Source organism: Streptomyces gossypii, assembly GCF_025165795.1.
GTDB lineage: Bacteria > Actinomycetota > Actinomycetes > Streptomycetales > Streptomycetaceae > Streptomyces > Streptomyces gossypii.
Genome location: NZ_JAJAGO010000001.1, coordinates 719,760 through 738,186, shown reverse-complemented (window position 1 = coordinate 738,186; position 18,427 = coordinate 719,760). Strand labels below are relative to the sequence as shown.

Genomic DNA, 18,427 nt, shown 5'->3' with positions numbered 1-18,427 from the left:
AAGGCTCCCGGTAGATGACCGGGTTGATAGGCCGGATATGGAAGCCTCGTGAGGGGTGGAGTTGACCGGTACTAATAGGCCGAGGGCTTGACCATAGATTCTGCTCGCGTCCACTGTGTTGTTCTGAGACAACAATCAGACTTTGAAACAAACAGACTTAATTGAAAAGTGTGCTTGTTCGCTAAGACTCTGAGTCGTCGTGAATTCAATTTCACGATGACTTGAATAGAGTTTCGGTGGTCATAGCGTGAGGGAAACGCCCGGTTACATTCCGAACCCGGAAGCTAAGCCTTACAGCGCCGATGGTACTGCATGCGGGAGCGTGTGGGAGAGTAGGACGCCGCCGAACAATCTTTAGGGGCCGTCGGCCCTCAGCGTTCATGCGCTGGGGGCCGACGGCTCTTTTTTGGTTTTCACATCCATTTCCGTTCGATGCCTGCCGGTTGTGCGGCTGTGCGAGAACAACATGCAAAAGCTGCAGACAGGAGTCACGCCGATGTCCACCAACTCGCCCGACGACCGGCCGGAGCGCCGGACTCGCCAGGGAGGTCCGCGACAAGGCGATGACCGACCGAGTCAGCCGCGTCGGGACAACGACCGCGACCGGTCCCGCGACGACCGCAGCCGAGGCCGGGACGACCGAGGTTCCGGGCGCCCCGTCAGCCGGGACGACAGGCCGAGCGGCCCGCGCCGTGACGACAGCCGTGACAGCAGCCGGGGCAACAGCAGCAACGAGCGTCGCCCGTACGGTGGCGGTCGTAGTCGTGACGACCGGCCCCGAAGTGACCGTCCCCGTGACGACCGGCCGCGTGGTCCGCGTCGTGAGGACGACCGCGGCGGACGGCCCCCCGCCGCGGGACGTGGAGAGGACCGTCGGCCGACCGGCGGGCGCGAGCGCGGCCCCGACCGCGGCCCCGACCGGAACGCGAGCCGTGGCAGCACCGCCGACCGCGGCGGTCAGCGCCCCCCGTTCCGGCGCGACCGCGATGACCGCCCCCGCGATGACAGGCCGCGTAGTGACCGTCCTCGCGACGACCGTCCCCGCGACGACCGTCCCCGTGACGATCGCCCCCGTGGTGACCGTCCCCGAAGTGACCGTCCTCGCGACGACAGGCCGCGTGGTGACCGTCCCCGTGGTGACCGCCCTGGCGATGACCGCCCCCGTGGCCCCCGCCGCGAGGACGATCGGGGCGGGCGGCGTCCAGCCCCCGCGGGCCGTGGCAGGGATGACAGGGACCGTGGGCGCGGCGACGACCGTCGGCCTCCCCGCAGCAGTGACCGCAGTGGAGACCGCGGTGGAGACCGGGGAGGTTTCCGGCGCGACGACCGTGGCGGACGGGATCGCCGTGATGACCGCCGTGACGATCGCAGGCCGGAGCGGGAGCCGTTGCGCCGGCTGCCGATCGACGAGGACGTCACCGGCGAGGAGATCAACAAGGAGGTGCGGCAGGAGCTGATGAGCCTCCCCAAGGGCCTGGCCGAGGATGTCGCGAAGAACCTCGTGATGGTCGGCCGGTTGCTCGACGAGGAGCCGCAGCAGGCGTACGGCTACGCGAAGATCGCGCTGCGGCTGGCCTCCCGGGTCCCGTCGGTCCGTGAGTCCGCCGGGTTCGCGGCGTACGCGGTGGGCAAGTACGCCGAGGCGCTGGCGGAGTTCCGGGCGGCACGGCGGATGACGGGCAGCGTGCAGCTGTGGCCGGTGATGGCCGACTGCGAGCGCGGCATCGGCCGCCCTGAGCGCGCGCTGGCCATGGCCGGGGAGCCGGAGGTGCGGAGCCTGGACAAGGCCGGGCAGGTCGAGATGCGACTGGTCGCGGCCGGCGCCCGGCGGGACATGGGGCAGGCTGAGGCCGCCGTGGTGACGCTGCAGAGTTCCGAGCTCGCCTCCCACTCCGTACAGCCCTGGTCGGCGCGGCTGCGCTACGCGTACGCGGATGTGCTGCTGGAGGTGGGCCGGGAGACCGAGGCGCGCGAGTGGTTCGCCAAGGCCCTGGAAGCGGATCAGAGCGGGGCGACGGACGCCTCGGACCGGCTCGCCGAGCTGGACGGCGTGGAGTTCCTCGACGCGTTGGACGAGGACGCGGACGACGAGGACGACGCGGGCCCGGAGAACGCACCGCACCAGGGTGACGGGCCCGACGGCGAGGCACGTGCCGAGGGCTGAGCTGAGTACGGCTGAGCGCCCCCTGGAGCGACGCGCCCGGTCCCGCTACGGCGGGGCCGGGCGCGTCGCTCGTTCCGGGTCCCCGCCTCAGCCGTCCGCCCCGCCGCCGCTGCTGTCCCGGCCGTCGAGAGTGCGCAGCACCAGCCCCGTCGCGGGTTTCGGCCCGAACGAGGTCGACTTGCGCGGCATCGTCACACCCTGCCCCGCCAGCTCGCGCACCGTCTCCTCGACGACCGGCCGCATCAGCACCGCCGTGCCGCCCCGCTGCCGCGCCTGGTCGACGGCGTCCTCCGCGGAGTGCAGATAGCTGATGTCGGCAGGGCAGTCCGGGATCTGCCACACGCGCTCCAGCAAGGTGGAGTGCAGAACCGTGGCGTCCAGCCGCCGCCAGGTCTCGGGCCGGTCGCCGGGGATCGTACGGTCGAGCAGGGCGGCGTCAGGGCGGTCCAGCAGCCGGAACTCCGAGGGCCCCGAGGAGAGCAGGAAGGCGTTCCCCGCCGTCTCCGAAAGCTCTGCCATCGCCCGCTCCAGCGGCCCGGTGACCGTACGGGCGCGGAAGGAGCCGTCCAGAGAGGCGAGGGCATCGGTGAGGGTGAGCCGGGGCAGCACCCGGTGGATGGCGCGCACCTGGAGCGGATAGCGGGCGGTGTCGACAAGCAGCACCAGGCCCCGGGACCAGGCGGGTTCGCCGGGGCGCTCGGCGCGCAGCCGGAGGTAGGTCGCCCATCGGTGGTGTCCGTCGGCGATGAGCGCTTCGCGGTGGCTCAGGTCGGCGTGGACGGCGGAGAGTTCGTCCGGGTCGGTGACGGCCCAGAGCCGGTGCGCGAAGCCGTCCTCGGTGGTCGTGGCCAGCAGGGGGGTACGCGGCAGGGCCCGTTCGATCACGGCGGTAGCGCCGGTGACGGTGCCCTCGCCCCGGTAGGCCAGCAGCAGCGGTTCGAAGTTCGCCGCCGCGGCCCGCATCAGGTCGGCGCGCTCCGCGACGATCTCCGGCACCACGTCCTCGTGCGGCAGCACCGGCCCGTCCAGGGTGAGTGCCCCGATCAGGCCGCGCTGGAGCAGCTCGCCGGACCGCTGCTCGTAGACGTACAGCGCCGGGCGGTCGTCCTGGGCGAGTACTCCCTCCTCCCGCCAGCGCCGGAGCGTGTCTGCGGCCTGGCGGTGGCGCACGGCCGGATCGGCGGCCTGCGGGAGGATCAGCCGGACGATGTTGTACGGGTCCGCGGTCTCCAGATGCTGCACGCCGTCCGGCCGGACCACCACGTCGTACGGCGGGGACGTGACGGCCGCGAGGCCGCTGACCCGGTCCTGGGCGTAGCGCAGTCCTCGGAAGGGATGGAGGTGGAGCCCGGCGTCACTCATCCGGGAATGCTATGCCGCCCGGTCGGCTGGATGGGGCACGGGTGCGGGATGATGATCGGGTTATGAGAGGGCCACCGGCACAGCCCGGCCGAGCTTAAGGAGCGGGACCCCCATGCTGCGAGCTTCCCGGCAGGCGCTGAGCGAGGCGTACGACACCGCACTGCTGGACCTCGACGGGGTCGTGTACGCCGGTGGCGTGGCCGTTCCACACGCCGTCTCCTCCCTGGGTGCGGCGCGCGACGGCGGCATGCGGCTCGCCTATGTGACGAACAACGCCGCTCGCACCGCGCAGACCGTCGCCGCCCATCTGACCCGGCTGGGCGTCTCCGCCGGCCCCGAGGACGTCGTCACCTCGGCCCAGGCGGTCGCCCGCCTCGTTGCGGAGCGCCTGCCGGACGGGGCGCGGGTGCTGTGCGTGGGTGCCGAGGGGCTGCGGGTGGCGCTGGCGGAGCGCGGGCTGACGCCCGTCGAGTCAGCGGACGACGATCCGGTGGCGGTGGTGCAGGGCTACGGCGGGCCGGAACTGCCGTGGGGGCGGCTGGCGGAAGCGGCAATCGCCGTGGGGCGCGGACTGCCGTGGTTCGCCTCGAACACCGACCTGACGATTCCGACCCCCCGGGGCATCGCACCCGGCAACGGCGCGGCCGTGGAGGTCGTACGCAGCGCCACGCGCTGGATGCGGGACGCACCCGAGCCGGTGGTGGCCGGAAAGCCCCAGCCGCCGATGCACCGGGAGTCGATCCTGCGCACCGGTGCGGTGCGGCCCCTGGTGGTGGGCGACCGGCTGGACACGGACATCGAGGGGGCGCACGCGGGAGGCGTGGACTCGCTGCTGGTGCTGAGCGGAGTCACCGACGCGGCTCAGCTGCTGGCCGCGGTGCCCCGGCACCGGCCCACCTATGTGGCGGCCGACCTGCGCGGCCTGCTGGCCCCGCAGCCGCCGGTGACCGAGGAGGCGGCGGGCTTCCGCTGCGGGCGGTGGATGGCCGCCGTCCGGGACGGGGCCTGCGCGCTGGATGGTGAGGGGGAGCCCCTGGACGGGCTGCGAGCGCTGTGCGGCGCGGCGTGGGCGGCTGCCGGCGAATCCGGCCGCACGCTGGACGGGGGCAAAGCACTGGCACAGCTGGGCCTGTGAGCCCGCCAGCGCTGCTGCCTGCCCGGCCCGATCCTGACCTGTTCTGCCTGACCTGTCCTGCCCGCCCTGCCCGCCCTGCCGGTGAGGTATCCGTCGGTCAGCTCTCGGTGTCCGGACCGGTTTCGGAGACCGCCTCCTCGACGAGCTGCTCCTCCGTCGCGCCCAGCCGCCAGTAGCCGGTGAAGGTGACGGCCTTGCGGTCGATGCCGCGCTCCTTGACCAGATGGCGGCGCAGCGCCCGTACGGTGCTCGCTTCACCGGCGACCCAGGCGTACGGCGTGCCGGGCGGGAACGAGGTGGCGCGGACGGCGTCCGGTGCGAGGGCCGTGCGGCTCAGCTGCTGGACCGCGTCTCCCGTACCCGGATCCGCCTGGAGAAGGTCTTCCCTGACAAGCCAGTGGATCTCGGCGTCGGCCTCCGTCGGCAGGCTCTGGACGTCCTCCGCGTGCCCGACTTCGATCCAGACCCTTGCGGGCATCCCGGCCGGGAGCCATTCCAGGATTCCCGCGACGGCGGGCAGCGCGGTCTCGTCACCGCTGATGAGCACCCAGTCGGTTCCGGCGGGCGGGCGGAAGTCGACGCCGGCGTTGTCCTTGACGACAGGACCCAGCAGTACCGCCCGGTCGCCGGGCTGCGCGCCCGCCGCCCAGCGAGAGGCCGGACCGTCGGCAACCGGCTCGGTGCCGTGCATGCCGGAGCCGTGCATGCCGGTGCCGTGCAGTGCGAAGTCGATGTCCAGCTCGCCAGCGGCCCGGCGCTGCTCGCGAACGGTGTAGGAACGCATGATGCCCCGTACCGCCGGGTCCATCTTCCGCCACTGGGGGAACCATTCCGCACCCGCGTCGCTCGGCACCACCGGGGCGTCCTGGCCCGGTTGCGGCAGGAACAGTTTGAAGCGCTGGTCCCGCCCTCCGGAGGTGAAGTCCCTGAGCCGGTCGCCGCCGAGGGTGACGCGCATCATCGAGGGACTGACACGGCGTGTGCGCACGACCAGGACGTCGAAGAACTCGAAAGGCAGGGCGGGAGCTTCGGGTGCGGCGGTGCTCATGGCGGTGCTCATGGGACGGGCCTTTCGGACGGGCCTTTCTCGGACGCCGGGGGAGCAGTGGGCCCCACCGTACAGTTAGGTTAACCTAACCAAAGTTGTTGTCCAGTGGTCAGGGGCATGCGCCGCCCGCCGTCCAGATCCGGAGCCCGTACGTGACGCTCGTGTCGCTCACCAAGTCCCCGCGGGCGGAGGCGGATCCGACCGATCCGCCTCCGCCCGCCGCACGGCCGCCGGGCAGCGGTCGCCATGCGCGCCGGGCGGCCGGGCTGGCCGGCGCACTGCTGCTCCTGCTGGTCATCTGCGCTCTCAGCCTCGCTGTCGGGGCGAAACCGCTGAGCGTGGGCCAGGCATGGAGCGGGCTCACGGACAGCGCCTCAGCCGAGTACACCGTGGTGCACGAGATGCGGCTGCCGCGCACCCTGCTCGGGCTGATGACCGGCGTCGCGCTCGGGCTGGCCGGGGGAGTCATGCAGGCGTTGACCCGCAACCCGCTTGGCGACCCCGGGCTCCTCGGCATCAACGCGGGTGCGGCGGCCGCCGTCGTCTCCGCGATCTCCTTTCTGGGCATCACCGGCTTCACCGGCTATGTGTGGTTCGCGCTGGCGGGCGCGGCGGCTGTTTCGGTGCTGGTGTACGTGGTGGGCGGCGGCCGCGGGGCGACCCCGGCGCGGCTGGCGCTGGCCGGGGCGGCTCTCAACGCGGCGCTCTTCTCGTATGTCAACGCCGTTCAACTGCTGGACACCGCCTCGCTGGACCGGATGCGCTTCTGGACGGTCGGCTCGCTGGCCGGAGCCCACGGCGACACCGTGCTGCGGGTGGCGCCCTTCATGGCGGTCGGGGTGGTGCTGGCGTTCGCGCTGGCCCGGCCGCTCAACGCGCTCGCTCTCGGGGACGATTCGGCGCAGGCGCTCGGCGCCCGGCCCGCGCGTGCCCGGGCAGGCTCCATGATCGCCGTCACCCTGCTGTGCGGGGCCGCCACCGCGGCCTGCGGACCGATCGTCTTCGTCGGTCTGATGGTGCCGCACATGGTGCGCACCCTCACCGGACCCGACATGCGCTGGATGCTGCCGTACTGCGCGGTGCTCGCACCGGTGCTGCTGCTGGGCGCGGACGTCTTCGGCCGGGTCGTGGCCCGGCCCTCGGAACTCCAGGTGGGGATCGTGACGGCCGTGCTCGGCGGGCCGTTCTTCCTCTACTTCGTACGGCGACGGAAGGTGGCGCGCGCATGAGCGTCCTGCGTACGGCCGGCGGATTCTCGCTGGCCTACCGGCCGCGCGGGCTCGCGGTGGGCGCGGGCTGCGCGGTGCTCGCACTGGTGGCGGCCGTGTTCGCCATCGGCAGCGGCAGCGGCGACTATCCGATGAGCTTCGGCCAGGTGCTGCGTACGCTCCTGGGCACGGGGGACCCCGCGGACGAGTTCATCGTCAACGACGTCCGCCTGCCGCGCGTCGCCACGGCCCTGCTGGTGGGTGCGGCGCTGGCCGTCGCCGGGGCGGTCTTCCAGTCCGTCGTACGCAACCCGCTGGGCAGCCCTGACGTGCTGGGCTTCACCCAAGGCGCGGCGACCGGCGCGCTCACCGTCATCGTGGTCTTCGGCGGCGGCAGCCTCGCCCTCGCCTCCGGAGCCGTCGTCGGCGGGCTCGCCACCGGGCTGCTCATCTACGCGCTGGCGTGGCGTCAGGGCGTGCACGGCTATCGGCTGGTGCTCATCGGCATCGGCATCACCGCCATCCTGACCGGGGTCAACGGCTACCTGCTGACCCGGGCTCAGATCACCGATGCCGCGCGGGCCGTGCTGTGGATCACCGGCAGCCTGGACGGGCGCGGCTGGGACGACGCCATGCCGCTGCTGGTGGCCATGGCCGTGCTGCTGCCGGTGGTGCTGATCGGCTGCGCGCGGGCCCTGCACATGCTGGAGATGGGAGACGACGCGGCCTTCGCCCTCGGCGTACGGGTGGAGCGGACGAGACTGACGGTGCTGGCGGCGGCCGTACTGCTGGTGTCCTTCGGTGCAGCGGCAGCGGGGCCGGTGGCCTTCGTCGCCCTCACCGCCCCGCAGTTGGCACGGCGGCTGACGAAGTCGCCCGGCCCCAACCTGCTGCCCTCGCTCTGTGTGGGTGCGGCACTGCTGGTGACCGCGGACCTGGCCGCACAGCGGGTCTTCGCGGACCGCCAGCTGCCGGTGGGCGTGGTCACGGGGGTACTGGGCGGAGGCTATCTGGTGTGGCTGCTCGCCACGGAGCGCAAGGCAGGTCGGATATGACAGGCACGGACACAGGCACCGGTACGGACATGGGCGCCGGCACGGACATGGGCGCCGGCGCGGCGGAGCGCACTCCGGACCGCGCTGCCCCCGCTCACCCTCAGGGCCGCGGGGCTGTGCGGCTCAGGGGCGAGGGGCTGACCCTTGGCTACGGCCAGCGGACCATCACCGAAGCACTGGACGTCGCCGTCCCGGACCAGTCGTTCACCGTCATCGTCGGCCCCAACGCCTGCGGGAAGTCCACCCTTCTGCGCGCACTGTCGCGGATGCTGAAGCCGTCAGCCGGTGCCGTCCTGCTGGACGGCACGGACATCAGCACCCTGCCGCCGAAGCGCGTGGCCCGGGCTCTGGGGCTGCTGCCCCAGTCCTCGATCGCCCCGGACGGGATCACCGTCGCGGATCTGGTGGCGCGCGGACGCTATCCGCACCAGGGCCTGCTGCGGCAGTGGTCACGCGAGGACGAGCGCATCGTCGACGAGTCGATGGCGGCGACCGGCGTCGCGGACCTGGCCGACCGACTGGTGGAGGAGCTCTCCGGCGGTCAGCGGCAACGGGTGTGGATCGCCATGGCGCTGGCCCAGCAGACACCGCTGCTGCTGCTGGACGAGCCCACGACCTATCTGGACATCGCCCACCAGATCGAGGTGCTCGACCTCTGCGCGCGTCTGCACGAGGAGGGACGCACGGTGGTGGCCGTACTGCACGACCTCAACCACGCCGCCCGGTACGCCACGCACCTGATCGCGATGCGGGAAGGGGCGGTCGTCGCGGAGGGCGATCCCGCCGAGGTGGTCACCGCACAGCTGGTGGAGGGCGTCTTCGGGCTGCCGTGCCGGGTGATCGAGGACCCCGAGTCGGGCACCCCGCTGGTCGTCCCGGCAGCGCGTCGGGTGCGCTGAGAGCCTGTCGGATCTTGTTCGGTCGACGCTCTGGTCACTCGAGCGGCCTTTCTGTGACGGAGCCGTCGACCGATGAAGATCGCCGCCGTATCCCTCCCCGCTGCTGCCAGCGGGTAGCGTCGGTCCCATGAGCGAGCCCATGCCCGGTGGTGAGCCGGAGGAGCACGGAGACACAGGCACAGTCGCGGGGCCGGACGCACGCACGGAAGCGGGCACAGACGCAAGTACGGAAGCGGGCACAGACGCAAGTACGGAAGCGGGCACAGACGCAAGTACGGAAGCGGGCACAGGCGCGGGCACGGAAGCGGGCCCCAGCCCGTTGGGCCTCGGTATCGAGCCCACCGGACACGAGCCCGTGGACGCGCAGCTCAGGCGGCTGGAGGACGCGGACCACCTCGCTGTGTCGGGGCACCTGGAGGTGTACGAAGATGTGCATCGCGGCCTGCGCGACACGCTGACCGCGCTCGACCAGCCGGCAGCGCCGGCAGTACCCGCAGTACCCGTAGTGTCCGAAGTCAGGAGCTGAACCCCACGTGGCTGTGACCCGCCCGCAACGCAGGCGACTCGACGCCGAACTGGTGCGCCGGAAGCTTGCCCGCTCACGCGAGCACGCCGCCCGGCTCATCGACGCGGGGCGGGTGACCGTCGGCGGGGCGACGGCGACAAAGGCCGCCACCCAGGTGGAGACCAGCGCCCCCCTGGTGGTGCGCGAGGACGACGGCGACCCGGAGTACGTCTCGCGGGGCGGCCACAAGCTCGCCGGGGCGCTGGCCGCCTTCGGCCCGTCCGGGCTGCGTGTGGAGGGGCGTCGCGCCCTGGACGCCGGAGCCTCCACCGGCGGCTTCACGGACGTACTGCTGCGCGCGGGTGCCGCCCACGTGGTCGCCGTCGACGTCGGCTACGGGCAGCTTGCCTGGTCCCTGCGCAGTGACGCCAGGGTCACCGTCCAGGATCGTACGAACGTACGCGAGCTGACCCTGGACATGATCGGCGGCGAGCCTGTCGACGTGGTGGTGGGCGACCTCTCGTTCATCCCGCTGGGCCTGGTGCTGCCCGCGCTGCTGCGGTGCGCCGCACCGGACGCCGACCTGGTGCTGATGGTCAAACCGCAGTTCGAGGTCGGCAGGGAACGCCTCGGCAGCGGTGGCGTGGTGCGCAGCACGCAGCTGCGCGCCGAGGCGGTGACCACCGTGGCGGCGCAGGGCGCCGCGCTGGGCATGGGCGTGCTGGGTGTCACCGCCAGCCCGCTTCCCGGACCGTCCGGGAATGTCGAATACTTTCTGTGGCTGCGTGCCGGGGCGCCGGAACTGGACCCGGCCGATGTCGAACGAGCCGTGGCGGAGGGGCCGAAGTGACGACGACACCGACCGAGGGCCGTACGGTCTTCCTGCTCGCGCACACCGGGCGGCCCGCAGCCATCCGCAGTGCCGAACTGGTCGTGCAGGGACTGCTGCGCTGGGGCATCGGCGTGCGGGTCCTCGGCGACGAGGCGAGCGACCTGCCGCTGCCGCCGTCGGTCGAGACGGTCGAGGCGGGCACGGACGTGCTGGAGGGATGCGAGCTGCTGGTCGTGCTCGGCGGCGACGGTACGCTGCTGCGCGGTGCGGAGTTCGCCCGCGCCTCCGGCGTGCCCATGCTGGGCGTCAACCTGGGCCGCGTCGGCTTCCTCGCGGAGGCGGAGCGCGACGACCTGGACAAGGTGGTGGACCGGGTGGTGACCCGGGCGTACGAGGTCGAGGAGCGCATGACCCTGGACGTGCTCGTACGCAACGACGGGCACATCGTGCACACCGACTGGGCGCTCAACGAGGCCGCTGTGGAGAAGGCCGCCCGGGAGCGGATGCTGGAGGTCGTCACGGAGGTCGACGGCCGCCCCGTATCCCGCTTCGGCGGCGACGGCGTGGTGTGCGCCACCCCCACGGGCTCGACGGCGTACGCCTTCTCGGCGGGTGGTCCGGTTGTGTGGCCCGAGGTGGAGGCGCTGCTGATGGTGCCGATCAGTGCGCACGCGCTGTTCGCCAAGCCACTGGTCACCGCGCCCGACTCGGTGCTCGCCGTCGAGGTGCAGCCGCAGACGCCGCACGGGGTGCTGTGGTGCGACGGGCGGCGCAGCGCGGAACTGTCCGCCGGGGCGCGGGTGGAGGTCCGGCGCGGGGCCGTACCGGTGCGGCTTGCACGGCTGCACCACGCCTCCTTCACCGACCGGCTGGTCGCCAAGTTCGCCCTTCCGGTGGCGGGCTGGCGCGGGGCGCCGCAGTAGGGAGCGCCGCACGGGTGCGGGGCGGCGGCCGACGGCGGACCGCGAGGCCGTCGTCCGAAACCCGCCGGTGCGCGGCGCCGGTCGCGCCGACACTGACCGCATGACGACGAACTCCCCCTCTCCTTCCGAGACGATCACGCCCGCGGCCGTACTGCGCGGCATGTACGCGGCCGAGGCCCGGTACCTGGCAGCAGGTGGGCCCGGCAAGGCCTCCTTCGACCTGCTCGCCCCCTTCTTCGCTGCCGACGTGGTCCTGCACCAGGCCTCCGCCCTGCCGTACGGCGGCACCTGGGAGGGGCACGCGGGCATGGCGGCGTTCTTCGACGCGATGAGCCGCGCCTGGGAATCCTTCGACATGCTGGAGCAGGAGTTCCTCGCGGAGGGCGAGGCGGGCGGGACGGTGGTGGTCCTCACGCAGGTGCGCGCCCGCGCCCGCGCGACCGGGCGCGAACTCGACTTCCCGATCCTGCAGACCGTCACCGTCGAGAACGGGCGCATCGCCGAAGTCCGCCCCTTCTACTGGGACACCGCCGCCATCGCCGAAGCCTGTGCGGACCGTACACCAGCGGCCTGAACAACGGCTCGCCCAGCGTCGCCGGGGCCCGTCCGCAGGGGTGTCCACAAGGGTGTCCGCAGGGGACGGGCTCCGGCCCCGGGGTGGCTTTGGCGCGGGGACCTCGTATGGTCGTACCCGTGTTGGAGGAGATGCGGATCAGAGCCCTGGGCGTGATCGATGACGCCGTGGTCGAGCTGGCCCCCGGTTTCACGGCGGTGACCGGCGAGACCGGCGCGGGCAAAACCATGGTGGTCACCAGCCTCGGCCTGCTGCTCGGCGGCCGTGCGGACCCGGCCTTGGTTCGGCTGGGAGCGAAGGCCGCGGTGGTGGAGGGACGGATAGTGGTGGCGCCGGGCCAGGCTGCGGCCGTGCGGGCCGAGGAGGCGGGCGCCGAGCTGGACGACGGCGCGTTGCTCATCAGCCGTACGATCTCCGCCGAAGGCCGCTCGCGCGCCCACCTCGGCGGCCGGTCGGTGCCCGTGGGCCTGCTGGCCGAACTGCGCGACGACTTGGTGGCCGTGCACGGACAGACCGACCAGCAGGGCCTGCTGCGGCCCGCCAGACAGCGGCAGGCACTGGACCGCTTCGCGGGCGAGGCGGTGTCCGCGCCGCTCGCCGACTACACCGAGGCCTACGCGAGGCTGCGGGCGGTCGCCGCCGAACTGGACGAACTGACGACCCTTGCCCGGGAGCGCGCGCAGGAAGCCGATCTGCTCCGCTTCGGACTGGAGGAGATCGGCGCCGCCGAGCCGCGCCCCGGCGAGGACACCGAACTCGCCGCCGAGGCCGGGCGGCTGGGCCACGCGGAGGCCCTGGCGTCCGCCGCCACCGAGGCCCACGGCGCGCTGGCGGGCGACCCGGCCGACCAGGAGGGGATGGACGCGGCGACCCTCGTATCGGGCGCCCAGCGTGCGCTGGAGGGCGTACGGGCGCACGACCCGGCACTCGGCTCGCTCGCCGAGCGCCTCGGCGAGGTCTCCATCCTGCTCTCCGATGTCGCGGGTGAACTCGCCGGTTACGCCGACGACCTGGACGCGGACCCGCTGCGGCTCGCCGCCGTCGAGGAACGGCGCGCGGCGCTGACCCAGCTCACCCGCAAGTACGGCGAGGACATCGACGACGTGCTGGCCTGGGCCGAGCAGGGCGCCGCCCGGCTCGCCGAACTCTCGGGCGACGACGACCGCATCGGGGAGCTCGGCGCCGAACGGGACGCGCTGCGGGCCGAACTCTCCGCGCTGGCCCAGCGCCTCACCGAGGCCCGTACGGACGCGGCGAAGCGGTTCGCCGAGGCGGTCACCGGCGAACTCACCGAGCTGGCGATGCCGCACGCCCGGGTCACCTTCGACCTCAGCCAGAGCGAGGACCCGCACGGGCTCGACGCGGGGGGACGCACCGTCGCCTTCGGCCCCCACGGAACCGACGAGATCGAACTGCTGCTCGCCCCGCACCCCGGCGCGCCTCCCCGTCCCATCGCCAAGGGTGCCTCCGGGGGTGAACTCTCCCGCGTGATGCTCGCCGTCGAGGTGGTCTTCGCCGGGTCCGACCCGGTGCCGACCTATCTCTTCGACGAGGTGGACGCGGGCGTCGGCGGAAAGGCGGCGGTCGAAGTCGGGCGACGTCTCGCCCGGCTGGCCCGGACCGCGCAGGTCGTGGTGGTCACGCACCTGCCGCAGGTGGCGGCCTTCGCCGACCGGCACCTGGTGGTGGAGAAGACGGACGACGGATCGGTGACGCGCAGCGGCGTACAGGCACGGGAGGGTGAGGACCGGGTGCGCGAGCTATCCCGCATGCTCGCCGGGCAGGAGGACTCCGAGCTCGCCCGCGCCCACGCGGAGGAACTCCTGGCGGCGGCCCGCTCCACCCACTGACCCTGGCGCTAAAGCCAGCTGGGGCGGGTGCGTGCCGGTGTCACCTGGCCGGTGGTTCTCCTCGGCGCCGGCAGGGGCGTCGGGTGTCGGCCAGGTGGGTGATCCGTGAGGAGGGCTCGCGTGCTGTGGCGGCTCCTTGGGCCGGACACGGTGCGCCCGCGACGTCACCGACTGGCATCCTGGGCGCAGCGCATCCGCCCCACCGCGCGCCCGCAACTCGCTACCCCGGAGTCCGACCGCTGTGAGCCGTACGCCCGAGCAGTCCCCGCCACAGCGCGGCGAGGCACCGCTGCATGTCGTCCAGGTGCTGGGCGGTGAGGGCGATGCGGGGGCCGTCGAGGGTGCGCATGTGCGTTCGCTGGCCGCCGGGCTGGTGGACCACGGGCTGCGGGTCACGGTCTGTGCACCGCCCCAGGCGGAGGAGCGCCATGACTTCACCGCTGCCGGGGCCCGGTTCGTCCCCGTGCGGGGGCGTGGGCGCGTTGCGGCGCCGGGAGTGCTGCGCGCCGTCTGCGCGGGCGCCGGACTGGTGCATGCGCACGGTCTGCGTGCGGGACTGCTCGCCACGTTCGCACGGGGACGGCGGGGGCGGGGTGTCCCGCTGGTCGTCACGCTGCACGGACCGGAGCCGTTTGCCGATACGCGGAGCGCGCCGCCGGTACGGCTGGGGGAGCGGCGCGTGGCACTGGCCTCGGCCGTGGTGCTCGGTGCCACCACCGGCCTGGTCGACCTGGCGCGGGCCCACGGCGCACGAGACGCCCGGCTCGCGCCGGTCGCACTCCGGCTGCCCGTCGCGGCCGACCCGCCACGCTCGCCCCTGCGGCCACCGGACGGTGAGGCAGCCGCCAAGACCCGGGCCGAGGTCGGCGCGGTGGAGCGGCCGCTACTCTTCGCCCTCGGCGGCCTTGAGCCCCTCCAGGGCTACGGCACCGTGCTGACGGCGGCCCGTGCCTGGCGCGACTTGGAGCCGCCGCCGCTGCTGGCCATCGCGGGGGAGGGGCCGCAACGGGCCGAACTGCAGGCGAGGATCGACGCGGAGACACTGCCGGTACGGCTGCTGGGGGAGCGGGCCGACGCGTTCGACCTGCTGGCCGTCGCGGACATCGCGGTGCTCGCCGCCTGCCCGGAGAGCGGCCCGCTGGCCCGTGAAGCGCTGCGCGGGGGCATTCCGCTGGTCGCCGCCGCCGCTGCCGGGACATCCGAACTGGTGGGCGACGGCGGCCTGCTGGTGCCCTGCGGTGACGCGGACGCTCTCGCCGAGGCCGTAGCGGGTCTGCTCGCCGACCCCGGACGCCGCACGGCGCTCGCGGCGGCGGCCCGCGCCCGGGCGGCGGCCTGGCCGACCGAGGACCGTACGGTGGCCCAGGTGCTCAGCGTCTACGACGAGTTGACCGGGTGATCTTGTTCGGTCGACGGTACGGACGTGTCAACGCCCCGGAGTGTGACCGTCCGTCGACCGAACAAGATCACCCCCGGCGCCACCGCCCCCGCCAGGTCAGCTGGACGCGCGGACGACGAGCCGGGCCGGGGTGACCACTGAGCCGGGCACGCTCCCGGGAGCCGGAGCCCGCCCCGGCTCGTGACTGAGTCGTCGCAGCAGCAACTCAGCCATCATGCGCCCCATCCCCTCCACGTCCTGGCGCACCGTCGTCAGCGGGGGATCGGCCCAGGCGGCGGGCTCCAGGTCGTCGTAGCCGACCACGGCCACCTCGTCCGGCACCCGCCGCCCCGCCGCGCGCAGGGCGCGGACCGCGCCCGAGGCCATCAGGTCGGAGCCTGCGAAGACGGCGTCCAGGGTGGGGCTACGGGTCAGGAGTTCGGCCATCGCCCGCTCGCCGCCCTCCGCCGTGAAGCCGCCGTGTGCCACCAGATCCGGGTCCGCCTCCCGGACGTCCAGCGCGTCCCGGTATCCGTGCAGGCGGTCCAGTGCGGAGGTCTGGTCGAGCGGGCCGGTGATCACGGCGATGCGCCGTCGTCCTCGCTCCAGCAAATGCTCTACGGCCTGCCGGGCGCCGCCCCGGTTGTCGGTGTCGACGTAGAGGGGGAGCGGTTCGCGGTCCGCGCCCGGCCATCCCGGCCGTCCGCCGAAGACGGTCGGCAGCCCGGACTCGGCGGCCATCGCCGGCAGCGGATCGTCGGTGTGCAGGGAGAACATCAGGGCGCCGTCGACATGCCCGCCGGACAGGTAGCGGCCGATCCGGTCGTAGTCCCGGCGCTGCTCCAGCAGCAACAGCAGGAGCTGGGTGTCGTGCGCGGACAGTTCGCGGCTGATTCCGCGCAACTGCTGGGCGAAGAAGGGGTCGGAGAAGACCCGGGTCTCCGGTTCCGCGATGACGACCGCGACCGCACCGGTACGGCGGGTGACCAGGCTGCGGGCGGCCCTGTTGGGGACGTACCCGAGCGACCTCACCGACTGCTGCACGCGTTCCCGGATCTCGGCCCGTACTCCGACGTTCCCGTTCACCACCCGCGACACGGTGGCACGGGAGACACCCGCGTGCGCGGCGACGCCCTCCAGGGTGGGACGCGAACCGAGGTCACCGGGCACTGCGAACTCCTTTTCCGTCGAAGGGCCTTGACGCTACTCCTGCTTCCCGGCAATGTGCAGGCACCTGACCAGAGAGCGCTCTCACCCCCACTTGCAAGGAGCGCATGACATGATCATGTTCAGATTCAGGCGACGCTGGCTACTGGGGACGGTGGCCGCGCTGACCGCTTTCGGGGCGTACGCCCTGCCCGTGGCACAGGCCGGAGAGCCGGACTCGGCGCCGCGGGCGGACTACCAGAACGCCTCGCAGAAGCAGGCGCAGAACCAGACGCAGACGCGCGCACTGCAGGAGGTCTGGCGCACGGACTTCGACGGAGCCGCCGGATCACTCCCCTCCGCCGAGGACTGGATCATCGACAAGGGCACCGGCTACCCGGGCGGCCCGGGCAACTGGGGCACCGGCGAGGTGCAGACCTACACCGACAACCCGGCCAACCTCAAGCTGGACGGTGCCGGACATCTGAAGATCACCGCCCTCAAGGACGGGAACACCTGGACCTCCGGCCGCATCGAGACCCGGCGTACCGACTTCGCCGCGCCCGAGGGCGGATCGATGCGCATCGAGGCGAGCATCCGGATGCCGGACGTCAGCGGTGCCGAGGCGCTGGGCTACTGGCCCGCCTTCTGGACCCTCGGCGAGGCATACCGCGGCAACTACTGGAACTGGCCGGGCATCGGCGAGTTCGACATCATGGAGAACGTCAACGGGATCAACTCCGTCTGGGGCGTGCTGCACTGCGGCGTCAACCCGGGCGGCCCGTGCAACGAGACGCAGGGCATCGGCGCCTCCAGGCCCTGCCCCACCATGGCCTGCCAGGCCGGATACCACACCTACGCGCTGGAGCTCGACCGTACCGGCCCGACCGAGGAGCTGCGCTGGTCCGTGGACGGACAGCAGTACCACTCGGTCCGCTCCAGCGACATGGACGCGCAGACCTGGGCCAACGCCACGAACCACGGCCACTTCCTGCTGCTGAACCTGGCAATGGGCGGCGCCTTCCCGGACGGCGTGGCCGGTCATCGCACCCCCACCGACACCACAAGGCCGGGCGCCTCGATGCTCGTCGACAACGTCGCCGTCTCCGTCGCCGCGCCCCGGAACGCGACCGGAGGTGCGGGCCGATGATCTCCCGACGGAAACTGCTGGGCGGCGCGACCGCCGCCGTTGCCGCCGCAGGCGCGGGCCTCACCCTCGCGGGCGGCCGGGCCTCCGGAGCCGGAAACCGGGCAGCCTCCTCGATGCCGCTGCACATCGTCAACAACAGCGGCGCCTACGACAACGCCTCGGTATGGCTCTATGTCGTCGGCAACGACGGCACCCGCCAGGTGCGGCTCACCCCGGAGGGCGAAGTGCGGCCGGTCGCGCTCTCGGACAACGGGCCCGACGGCTACACCGACTACGCCATCCCGCTGGCCGCCTCCGGTACGACCACACTCCGGCTGCCGCACATGTCCGGCCGGATCTACACCGCGCTCGGCGACCGGCTCAAGTTCCGGGCGGTCGAGGACGGCAACGGGAAGCCCGCTCTCGCCTATCCGGCGGGCTGGGTCGAATCCGACCCCAACTACGCGGTGCTGCACGACTGCGCGGAGTTCACCTTCAACCCCGACGGCATGTTCTGCAACACCACGATGGTCGACATGTTCAGCGTCCCGCTTGCCATCCAGCTCAACGGGGCCGCTCAGCAGACCACCGGCACCCTGCGCGACGGAGCCCGCGCCAGGGTCTTCGCCGAGCTGGCCGACGGCCCGTTCGGGTCGCTCGTCGACGGGGACCGCCGGATCGTCGCCCCCGGCCACGGACTCGACGCCGGCATCTTCCCCGGCGACTACTTCGATCCGTACGTCGACGAGGTGTGGAGCCGTTACGCGTCGCGGGACCTCAGCGTCACCACGAACGCGGGTGTCTTCCGCGGGCGGGTGAGCGGAGGACGGCTCTCCTTCAGCGGTCCGGGCGACGTCTCCTTCGCGAAACCCTCCACCCGGGACGTCCTCTTCTGCGACGGCGCACTCGCCGCGCCCAACGACGGCGTCACCGGCCCTGTCGCCGCCATCCTCGGCGCCGCGCTGAACCGCACGACGCTCCTCGCGTCGGCGACCCAGCCGACGAACGATCCGGCGGGCTTCTACCAGGGGGACCCGGCCCACCTCTACGCCAAGGCGATGCACGCCGCGACGGTGGACGGCAAGGCGTACGGGTTCGCGTTCGATGACGTGGAGGGGTTCGCCTCGTACATCCAGGACGGGGCGCCGGCGGAGATCACGCTGACACTCACGCCCTTCTGACCGCACGGGCGCGGGTGCGTACGGACTGCCCGTGCGCA

At 72.7% G+C, this 18,427-nt stretch carries 16 protein-coding genes and 2 rRNA genes; 15 read left to right on the top strand and 3 right to left on the bottom strand.

Annotated features, from left to right (window positions below; all coding sequences use genetic code 11):
* The 4 genes from LHJ74_RS03420 to LHJ74_RS03405 all read left to right on the top strand — a co-directional run.
* Window positions 1-95: ribosomal RNA gene (locus LHJ74_RS03420) — 23S ribosomal RNA — on the top strand; the annotation flags it as partial.
* Between the two features lie 137 nt (window positions 96-232).
* Window positions 233-349 (top strand): 5S ribosomal RNA (rrf, locus tag LHJ74_RS03415).
* 583 nt (window positions 350-932) lie between these two features.
* Complete coding sequence (locus tag LHJ74_RS03410; protein ID WP_260215917.1) at window positions 933-1,457, top strand: hypothetical protein; 525 nt, start codon at window positions 933-935, stop codon at window positions 1,455-1,457.
* Window positions 1,442-2,164 (top strand): tetratricopeptide repeat protein, encoded by a 723-nt coding sequence (locus LHJ74_RS03405; protein ID WP_260215965.1) that lies wholly within the window; start codon window positions 1,442-1,444, stop codon window positions 2,162-2,164. Before LHJ74_RS03410 ends, LHJ74_RS03405 begins: the two co-directional genes overlap by 16 nt.
* Window positions 2,165-2,251: 87 nt before the next feature.
* Here LHJ74_RS03405 and LHJ74_RS03400 read toward each other — a convergent pair whose 3' ends face one another.
* Complete coding sequence (locus LHJ74_RS03400; RefSeq protein ID WP_260215916.1) at window positions 2,252-3,526, bottom strand: DUF1015 family protein; 1,275 nt, start codon at window positions 3,524-3,526, stop codon at window positions 2,252-2,254.
* A gap of 112 nt (window positions 3,527-3,638) precedes the next feature.
* Between LHJ74_RS03400 and LHJ74_RS03395 the strand changes: the two genes are divergently transcribed.
* On the top strand, window positions 3,639-4,661 hold the full coding sequence (locus LHJ74_RS03395) for an HAD hydrolase-like protein (protein WP_260215915.1): 1,023 nt from the start codon (window positions 3,639-3,641) through the stop codon (window positions 4,659-4,661).
* Between the two features lie 97 nt (window positions 4,662-4,758).
* On the opposite strand, the gene LHJ74_RS03390 is transcribed toward LHJ74_RS03395, so the two are convergent.
* Entirely contained in the window at window positions 4,759-5,721 is a 963-nt protein-coding gene (locus LHJ74_RS03390; RefSeq protein ID WP_260215914.1) for a siderophore-interacting protein, read from the bottom strand.
* Window positions 5,722-5,870: 149 nt separating this feature from the next.
* Between LHJ74_RS03390 and LHJ74_RS03385 the strand changes: the two genes are divergently transcribed.
* The 8 genes from LHJ74_RS03385 to LHJ74_RS03345 all read left to right on the top strand — a co-directional run bounded on the left by LHJ74_RS03385 (window position 5,871) and on the right by LHJ74_RS03345 (window position 14,954).
* The gene (locus LHJ74_RS03385; RefSeq protein ID WP_260215964.1) at window positions 5,871-6,938 is read left to right on the top strand and encodes a FecCD family ABC transporter permease; all 1,068 of its coding nucleotides are present in this window, start codon (window positions 5,871-5,873) and stop codon (window positions 6,936-6,938) included.
* The gene (locus tag LHJ74_RS03380) at window positions 6,935-7,972 is read left to right on the top strand and encodes a FecCD family ABC transporter permease (protein WP_260215913.1); all 1,038 of its coding nucleotides are present in this window, start codon (window positions 6,935-6,937) and stop codon (window positions 7,970-7,972) included. The genes LHJ74_RS03385 and LHJ74_RS03380 overlap by 4 nt, the downstream gene beginning before the upstream one ends.
* 29 nt (window positions 7,973-8,001) lie before the next feature.
* Complete coding sequence (locus LHJ74_RS03375; protein ID WP_375546653.1) at window positions 8,002-8,871, top strand: ABC transporter ATP-binding protein; 870 nt, start codon at window positions 8,002-8,004, stop codon at window positions 8,869-8,871.
* 539 nt (window positions 8,872-9,410) lie between these two features.
* Window positions 9,411-10,226 (top strand): TlyA family RNA methyltransferase, encoded by an 816-nt coding sequence (locus tag LHJ74_RS03365; RefSeq protein WP_260215963.1) that lies wholly within the window; start codon window positions 9,411-9,413, stop codon window positions 10,224-10,226.
* Window positions 10,223-11,131: an NAD kinase gene (locus LHJ74_RS03360; protein ID WP_260215910.1), complete on the top strand. Its 909-nt coding sequence runs from the start codon at window positions 10,223-10,225 to the stop codon at window positions 11,129-11,131. The genes LHJ74_RS03365 and LHJ74_RS03360 overlap by 4 nt, the downstream gene beginning before the upstream one ends.
* A gap of 100 nt (window positions 11,132-11,231) precedes the next feature.
* Window positions 11,232-11,705, top strand: coding sequence for a nuclear transport factor 2 family protein (locus tag LHJ74_RS03355; protein WP_260215909.1), 474 nt, complete (start codon window positions 11,232-11,234; stop codon window positions 11,703-11,705).
* A 107-nt stretch (window positions 11,706-11,812) separates the two neighbouring features.
* Window positions 11,813-13,555, top strand: a complete 1,743-nt coding sequence (recN, locus tag LHJ74_RS03350; protein WP_260215908.1) for a DNA repair protein RecN — start codon at window positions 11,813-11,815, stop codon at window positions 13,553-13,555.
* Window positions 13,556-13,796: 241 nt separating this feature from the next.
* On the top strand, window positions 13,797-14,954 hold the full coding sequence (locus tag LHJ74_RS03345; RefSeq protein ID WP_260215907.1) for a glycosyltransferase family 4 protein: 1,158 nt from the start codon (window positions 13,797-13,799) through the stop codon (window positions 14,952-14,954).
* A 96-nt stretch (window positions 14,955-15,050) separates the two neighbouring features.
* Here LHJ74_RS03345 and LHJ74_RS03340 read toward each other — a convergent pair whose 3' ends face one another.
* Window positions 15,051-16,103, bottom strand: coding sequence for a LacI family DNA-binding transcriptional regulator (locus LHJ74_RS03340; protein ID WP_260215906.1), 1,053 nt, complete (start codon window positions 16,101-16,103; stop codon window positions 15,051-15,053).
* A gap of 109 nt (window positions 16,104-16,212) precedes the next feature.
* Between LHJ74_RS03340 and LHJ74_RS03335 the strand changes: the two genes are divergently transcribed.
* Window positions 16,213-17,229, top strand: coding sequence for a glycoside hydrolase family 16 protein (locus LHJ74_RS03335; RefSeq protein ID WP_260215905.1), 1,017 nt, complete (start codon window positions 16,213-16,215; stop codon window positions 17,227-17,229).
* On the top strand, window positions 17,226-18,389 hold the full coding sequence (locus tag LHJ74_RS03330; RefSeq protein WP_260215903.1) for a beta-1,3-glucanase family protein: 1,164 nt from the start codon (window positions 17,226-17,228) through the stop codon (window positions 18,387-18,389). Before LHJ74_RS03335 ends, LHJ74_RS03330 begins: the two co-directional genes overlap by 4 nt.
* Window positions 18,390-18,427 lie beyond the last annotated feature (38 nt).

Bases quoted from the DNA above. Each gene is read 5' to 3' on its own strand.
- LHJ74_RS03375 (WP_375546653.1), top strand. From the start codon at position 8,002: ATGGGCGCCGGCACGGACATGGGCGCCGGCGCGGCGGAGCGCACTCCG.
- LHJ74_RS03335 (WP_260215905.1), top strand. From the start codon at position 16,213: ATGATCATGTTCAGATTCAGGCGACGCTGGCTACTGGGGACGGTGGCC.
- LHJ74_RS03380 (WP_260215913.1), top strand. From the start codon at position 6,935: ATGAGCGTCCTGCGTACGGCCGGCGGATTCTCGCTGGCCTACCGGCCG.
- LHJ74_RS03400 (WP_260215916.1), bottom strand. From the start codon at position 3,526: ATGAGTGACGCCGGGCTCCACCTCCATCCCTTCCGAGGACTGCGCTAC.
- LHJ74_RS03390 (WP_260215914.1), bottom strand. From the start codon at position 5,721: ATGAGCACCGCCATGAGCACCGCCGCACCCGAAGCTCCCGCCCTGCCT.
- LHJ74_RS03355 (WP_260215909.1), top strand. From the start codon at position 11,232: ATGACGACGAACTCCCCCTCTCCTTCCGAGACGATCACGCCCGCGGCC.
- recN (WP_260215908.1), top strand. From the start codon at position 11,813: ATGGTCGTACCCGTGTTGGAGGAGATGCGGATCAGAGCCCTGGGCGTG.
- LHJ74_RS03330 (WP_260215903.1), top strand. From the start codon at position 17,226: ATGATCTCCCGACGGAAACTGCTGGGCGGCGCGACCGCCGCCGTTGCC.
- LHJ74_RS03395 (WP_260215915.1), top strand. From the start codon at position 3,639: ATGCTGCGAGCTTCCCGGCAGGCGCTGAGCGAGGCGTACGACACCGCA.